At 62.7% G+C, this 6,722-nt stretch carries 6 protein-coding genes; 1 reads left to right on the top strand and 5 read right to left on the bottom strand.

What is annotated here, in order from left to right; genetic code table 11:
• From ACE3OH_RS03505 to ACE3OH_RS03485, 5 genes are all read right to left on the bottom strand, one after another.
• Window positions 1–1,571, bottom strand: a 1,571-nt coding sequence (locus ACE3OH_RS03505) for a PAS domain S-box protein (protein WP_374348465.1), incomplete at its 3' end; no start/stop codon positions are given.
• Complete coding sequence (locus tag ACE3OH_RS03500) at window positions 1,546–3,015, bottom strand: hypothetical protein (protein ID WP_374348463.1); 1,470 nt, start codon at window positions 3,013–3,015, stop codon at window positions 1,546–1,548. The genes ACE3OH_RS03500 and ACE3OH_RS03505, both read right to left, overlap by 26 nt.
• 220 nt (window positions 3,016–3,235) lie before the next feature.
• A complete protein-coding gene (locus ACE3OH_RS03495; RefSeq protein WP_374348460.1) occupies window positions 3,236–4,102 on the bottom strand; it encodes a PhzF family phenazine biosynthesis protein in 867 nt (288 codons plus the stop codon).
• Between the two features lie 105 nt (window positions 4,103–4,207).
• Window positions 4,208–4,675 carry an N-acetyltransferase family protein gene (locus tag ACE3OH_RS03490; protein ID WP_374348457.1) on the bottom strand — a complete coding sequence of 156 codons (468 nt, stop codon included), beginning with the start codon at window positions 4,673–4,675 and terminating at the stop codon, window positions 4,208–4,210.
• Window positions 4,672–5,133, bottom strand: coding sequence for a rhodanese-like domain-containing protein (locus tag ACE3OH_RS03485; RefSeq protein WP_374348455.1), 462 nt, complete (start codon window positions 5,131–5,133; stop codon window positions 4,672–4,674). The genes ACE3OH_RS03490 and ACE3OH_RS03485 overlap by 4 nt, the downstream gene beginning before the upstream one ends.
• Window positions 5,134–5,211: 78 nt before the next feature.
• On the opposite strand from ACE3OH_RS03485, the gene ACE3OH_RS03480 reads away from it, so the two are divergent.
• On the top strand, window positions 5,212–6,684 hold the full coding sequence (locus ACE3OH_RS03480) for a PLP-dependent aminotransferase family protein (protein WP_374348453.1): 1,473 nt from the start codon (window positions 5,212–5,214) through the stop codon (window positions 6,682–6,684).
• Window positions 6,685–6,722 lie beyond the last annotated feature (38 nt).

Raw genomic sequence — 6,722 nt, 5'->3', positions numbered from 1 at the left:
CGGCACACGGCAAGGCCGAGGCCGGTGCCTCCGTAGCGGCGCGTGATCGAGGAATCTGCCTGCACAAAGGGCTCGAACAGCAGCGCGCACTGCGCCTCGCTCAGGCCGATACCGCTATCGCATACCTCGAAGCGCATGATGGCGCCATCAGGCTGGAAGCGCGCCTTCAAGCTGATCTGCCCGGCCTCGGTGAATTTGGCCGCATTGTTGGCGAAGTTGCCAAGAATTTGTCCGAGCCGCAAACGATCTGCCCGGATCAGGCTCGGGCAGCCCGCTGCAATATCGATGTGCACTGCGACCGGCTTGTCGCCCAGCCTGGCGCTGGTCAGATCGCTGATATGCGCCAGCAGGGATGCCAGCGCCACATCTTCTTCCACCACTTCGATCTTGCCGGCTTCCAGCTTGGAAAAATCCAGAATATCGTTAAGGATGCCCAACAGGCTCTGCGCCGAGGTATCGATCTTGGCGAGCAGGGCCTGATGCGCCGGCTCACGCAATATTTGTTGCAACATATAGGTAAAGCCGATCACCGCCGTCAATGGCGTGCGGATTTCATGGCTCATGGTGGCCAGAAACGCGCTCTTGGCCCGGGTTGCCGATTCGGCAGCCGCCTTTGCTGCCAGCAATTCCTTGGTGCGTTCGGCCACCAGTTCTTCAAGATGCTCGCGATGGGCTGCAAGCTCCTGATCCTTGCGCCGGCGCTCGGTAATGTCCTCGACAATGGACCAGATCAAGGGCCGGCCGTCGTGGTCTTCGATCATCACGCCGCTAAGCTGCAGCGGAATACGCCCGCCCCCCTTCTGGATGTATTCCTTCTCATACGGCCCGTAATGGCCGTAGGCCTGCAGCTTGGCGAGCTGGCCCGCCTCCGCCTCGGCATACTCGGGCGGGGTGAGGCGCCAATAATCCAGCGCCATCAATTCATCGCCGCCATAGCCGCAGATACGCTCGAATGCCTCATTGAATTGCAGGAAGTGCCCGGAGAAGTCGCATAGCGCGATCCCCATCGGCGCCAGGCGGAACAAGGCTTGCAGTTTTTCCTCGCTGGCACGCAGGCGTGCCGCCGCCTGCTGCTTGTCGGTGATATCGACCGTTACGCCGATCAGATAGAGCGGCTGCCCGTGCGCGTCGAATAGCGGCCGCTTGATGGTGTGTCCGCGCCGATTCTGTTGCAGCTTGGCATTCCAGAATTCTTCCTCGAATTCGATCTGCTGGCCGCTGGCAAACACGGCGCGATCGCGCTCCAGAAAGCTGTCCATCTGGTGGCGCGGAAAATACTGGCTGGCATCGGTGCCGCGCAACTGGGCTAAGGTCATGCCCCATTGCGCTTCGCAGGCACGATTCATCAGCACGATGCGGCTTTGGCTGTCCTTGACGAATACCGCAGCCGGTATTGCATCGAGCAGCTCGCGCAGATCGATTGCTTCGCCATTGCCTGCAGCTAAATCGCCATGATCCATCATCTGCCCGCCCGCTGTGCTGAAGACCTCGACCAAGGCGTTATAGGCAATATTGCACTGCCATCGCTGGCACTCGCAGTGTGCCTTACCAGGCGTGGCTTGCCTCGCCATGAAGCTGGATCTGCCCGACCAGCATGCGCTGCTGCGCTTCCTTGCTGTGCTGCTGCAGGCGGGTGTGGCTGGCGGTCACGGCAAACTCGTAGGCGCGGCGATAGTCACCCACCTGTGCGTATTCGGCAGCCAGCTCCTCGTACAGCAAGGCCAGCTTGGCATGGCCGCTCATTGCGCCTGCCACTTGCAACGCCTGCTCGAGGTAGTACAGGCATGCATTGTCAGCTGGCTGATCGTTTGTCTGCTCCGGCTTGGGGCGACGGTGCAAGGCGGCCAGTACCCGCAAGGCCATCAGCTGCCCTTCGGCATTGGCCTGGTCGCGTGCCAGCTGCCAGGCAGCCTCGGCCTTGGATTTTGCTTCGGCCAGCCGCCCGAGCCCGGCCAGCGCCCTGGCCTGCCCATGCCAGGCGCCGACCAGCATATCGGGCTGTTCCAGAAGAACCACGCAGTCCTCATCCTGCTGGAACCAGTTCAGCGCGGCCTTGTAGTCGGCCAGGGTCAGCGCCAGCTCACCCAGATAACCCAAGGCGATGGCGTAGGTGCGCGCAGAACCGAATGGCGACAGCACGGCAATGGCTTCACTGAGTATGCTGTGCGCTTCATCGAGCCGGCCCAGCGCATGCAGCGCATTGCCGGTCTGCATCAGGCCCCGGCCGAGCGAAATCGGCCAGTCGGTCGGGCGAGCCAGCGCCAGACCGCATTCGTCCCAATGCAGGGCAGCTGCAAAGTCATTGAGGCTGATGAATTTATCGCCGGCATTGGTGGCCATCTGGATGGCTACGCCGGTCTGTCCGGTCAGCATCGCGCCCTCATAGGCGCGGATGAAATAGCCCGCCGCCTCACCCAGATCGCCGACAAACTCGGCCACCACGGCGCGCACCGCATCCAGCCACAAGGCGGTGACCGGCTCGGGATGGCCACCGCGTCCGAATTGCTCGGCCAGCGCGACGCGGCAGGCAAGCGGGTCGGAAAACACCAGGAACCACAGCTGGCGTGCCGACAGTGCCGTCTGCCGCGCGACATCCCCAGCCTGCCGATAGGCAGCGCCAGCGCGATCAAGACAGTCGTGGCAGGCTGGCGGATCGCCGCGATCATGGGCAATGCTGGCCATGATCCAGCAAGCGTCGCCCACGCCCAACTGATCGTCGGCAGCCGAAAAAGCCTCTGCCGCCTGCTCGGCCAGTACCTGCGCGGCAGCCAGCTCGCCTTCCAGCCAGCGTGCCTCGGCCTTTACCAGGCGCAAACGTGCGGTGAGCGGCGCTTGAGCGGTTGCCGGCAGAGTGCGGATCAGTTCCCGCGCGCGGACGCTGTACTGACTGACCTCGGCCTGCGCGCCCTGCCGCAGATACCAGACCAGCGTGACCGCCGGCAGGGCATCATCACAGCCGCTGTCCACCTTGGCACGCAGGGCAGCCACTTCGTCGTGCGGCGCAAACAGCTTCATGATGAGCTCCCCGTCTGGACCGAAGGGCAATGCAATCACCCGGTTCCCGCAGCCTTCCCGCAGTAGGTGTTGTCGGCAGGCTTGCCGCAAAGCCGGACAAAGCCAAGCCAGCGAGCCGCGCATGGCACACAAGCCGCTGTGTTGCGTGATGGCCAGTGCCGGTGACTGATTCCTTTATACAGCGGCAGCTCAGGCGCAGCCAAGGGTGGTCGGTTCAGCGTCAGGCCGGAATGCGCAGCTGGCCCTCGCCTACCATCCACACCTGCCCGCCTACCATTACGTGACGCGCCTCGCCTTGGCGCAAGATGCGCGCATGGAGCTCGCTCGGCCGCCCGAGAAACCGGCCCTGGTGCAAGGTGACGGCCTCGCCGTCCAGGCAGCCATGCGCGTACAGGTAGGCAGCAGCCGGCCCTGCCGCGCTGCCGGTGGCGATATCCTCCACCCGGCCATCGTTGTCCCAGGTCCGCCCCTCCCGCGCGGCGACATCGAGCACAAAGGCAAATTTCGCGCCGATCGCTGCCAGGCGCGCTTCCAGATCGGCCACCTCGATGCGCGCTCGCGCCAGACCGGAGCGGATCGGCAGGATCAGATAGGGCAAGCCGGTAGACACTACCTGCAACGGTAGTGTCGCTTCCCGATCGGCCGCATCGAGGCCGAAGCAGGACAAGTACATTGCCGACTCGGCTTCGCTGAGCGGCGCACCGAATTCGGCCCGGCCCTGGTCCATCTCGGCAAAAAAGCTGTCGCCGTCGCGGCGGCTGACAATATCGGCGCTGCGCTCGCCCAGCTGCATGGAAATCGATAGCTGCTGCGCATCAGGCGCATGGCGTGCATGCCAGTATGCGGCAGCACCAATCACCGGATGCCCGGCGAAGGGCAGCTCCTCCTCCATGGTAAAGATGCGCGCAGCCAGCCGCGCGTCGCCAAGCCGCTGCACAAAAATGCTCTCGAACTGGCGCATTTCCCGGGTCAGCCGCTGCATCAAATCAACCGACAAGGGCGCATCATGCTCAAAAATACTCAGGCTATTGCCAGACAGGATCTGGCAGGCAAATACATCGACCAGGGAAAAACTCAGGGTCTGCATGGATGATTCCCAGTAAGGGCAAAACACCGAGTCTGCCGCCAACTATGACGCCTTACCAGCACCAGCCGCCGGTGAAACAGCGCATTGCCGGCACTGGTCAGATGCTCAGACTTCTGAGTCATCCAGCGCCCAATACAGCCGCGACTTGACCAAGCGAGTGGCCCCCTCGCGCTCATAGAAGCGGAGAGCCCGGCTATTCCAGTCGGGCGTCTGGCATTGCAGTTGCGTACATGCCAGATCCTTCGCCTTGGATTTGACCGCCGCCAGCAAACGGGCGCCAAGCTGCTGGCCGCGATGGTCGGCATCGACATACAGGCAATCCAGATGCAGATAGCTGGTGGCGGTTAGGGTAGAAAACTCGCGGCTGGCGGCGGCATAGCCGCGAAACTCCCTCTCGTCTTCCGCCACCCAGATCCACACCCGCTGCGCCGCAATGGCGTCTGCCAGGCGCTGTGCGTGGCCTGCGGGTCGATAGTCGATCTGCTCGTAGTGGGCATGAGCCGCGCACAGCGGCACCAGGGCTAGGGCGTCGTCCGGCCCGGCCAGCCGGACCGACAGCGTACTCGTACTCATTCGCCACACGCACAGTCGATGGCATTCGCATCCGCATCCAGCTGGCCCGGCTCCATGCCAGCGGCCAAGGGGTGGCCATCGCGCAGCCAGAAATCCACACCACCGAGCATTTCCTTCACCTTGAAGCCCAGTGCGGCCAGCTTGTACGCACCACGGGTCGAGCCATTGCAGCCAATCCCGTCGCAGTAGGTGATATAGGTTTTGCTGCGGTCGAGCCGTGCCGTGCTTTCTGCGGTCATCAGACGGTGCGGAAAGCTGATGGCGCCAGGAATATGCCCGGCCTGGTACAGCGCTTCGGAGCGGGTATCGATCACGACGATTTCGCTCACGCGACGCTTGAGGTCTTCCGCCACATCCCAGGCATCGGTGTGGTAAGCCAGTTTTGCCAGCATAAAGGCCGCGCTGTCGGCAGGCGCCGGAGCAGGTGTGCCGAGAACCAATGACCGGATATCGCTCATGATGTTTCCTTGGAGAGTGGATGGACAGAAACAGTGTAGAGTGCAATTGGCTTCATCAATAATGCCAATTTTCAATACATGACAAGACCAATCCATGCCAATCCCGGCGCCAAGCTGTGGCTGAATCTGTTTGAGCAGGCGCAGCACACTGGTCGGCCTATCCGCGAACAGCTGTGCCAGGCCTTGCGCCAGGCAATCCGCAGCCATGCGCTCGCCTATGGAATGCGGCTACCGGCAAGCCGCACCCTGGCAAGCGATCTGGGCGTATCGCGCATTACCGTGGAAGCGGCTTATGCGCAGTTGGAGGCGGAGGGCTATATCCATCGCCATGTCGGCAAAGGCAGCTTTGTCGCCCAGCAATTTGCCGGCAGCAGCACCAAACCCGCGCATGCCCAGCCTTCCAGCGCCAGACTATCAGCCCGCGGCCAACGCCTGGTTGACGGCGGTGGCTGCCGCGACCCGCGGCTGCCGACAGCGTTTGCCGCCGGCAGCCCCGATTTGCGCGTATTTCCGCATGAAATCTGGCGCAGATTGCTGAACCAGCAGCTGCGCCGCAATCAAACAGCGCTGCTAGGCTATGGCGATCCGCAAGGCTATTTGCCGCTGCGCGAAGCCATCGCCAGCTATCTGCAGCAAGCACGCGGTGTAAAGGCGTCTGCGGAGCAAGTACTGGTATTGACCAGCTCGCAGCAGGCGCTGCATTTGCTGGGCAGCCTGTTGCTCGATGCCGGTGACACCGTCTGGCTGGAAGAGCCGGGCTACCGCGGCGCACGCACCGCTTTTGACGCCGCCGGCGCGCGACTGCTGCCGGTAGCGGTCGATCAGGACGGCCTCTGCCCGCATGCCACCTTGCCTCCGCCGCGGCTGATTTACCTGACCCCTTCGCATCAATATCCAACCGGCAGCACGCTAAGCCTGCCGCGCCGCCTCGCCCTGCTGCAACTAGCCCGGCAACACGGCAGCTGGATTATCGAGGACGACTACGACAGCGAGTTTCATTATGACGGCCGACCAGTATCTTCCCTGCAAGGGCTTGATGACAGCGGGCAGGTAATCTACCTCGGCACCTTCTCGAAGGCACTGTTCCCCTCATTGCGCCTCGCCTATGTCGTGCTACCGCCTGCCTTGATCGATGCCGCAACCACCGCACGCACCGTTTACGACGGTCACAGCAGCCAGCTGCTGCAAGCGGTCTGCGCCGACTTTATCGAGCAAGGTCACTTTGCTGCCCATTTGCGCTACCAGCGCAAGCTGTACCGTAGCCGCCGCGACCTCTTGCTCGATGAAATCAACCGCAAACTGAAGCCCCTACTCACCCCGCTGCCCAGCCCCGGCGGCTTGCAGCTGCTGACCCTGTTGCCCGATGGACTTGAGGCCCCCTTAAGTCAGCAAGCCAGTGCACTGGGCCTGGTCACACCCGGTTTGCGAGGATTGTATGGGGGGCAAGAAGCGAAAGATGGCTGGCTGCTGGGCTTTGCCGCCCTATCGGCCGAAGAAATACGCCAAGCGGTTGCCACCTTGGCAAATATCGATCGCAGCAAGGGCAAATAGGCAGTATTGCCACCCGGCGATTTCGGGCACTGTTATTG

It is taken from the genome of Chitinimonas sp., from assembly GCF_041904975.1.
In the GTDB taxonomy this organism is placed as follows: Bacteria; Pseudomonadota; Gammaproteobacteria; order Burkholderiales; family Chitinimonadaceae; genus Chitinimonas.
Note: the sequence above shows the minus strand (reverse complement) of the source record. Positions and strands in the feature narration are given on the sequence as shown.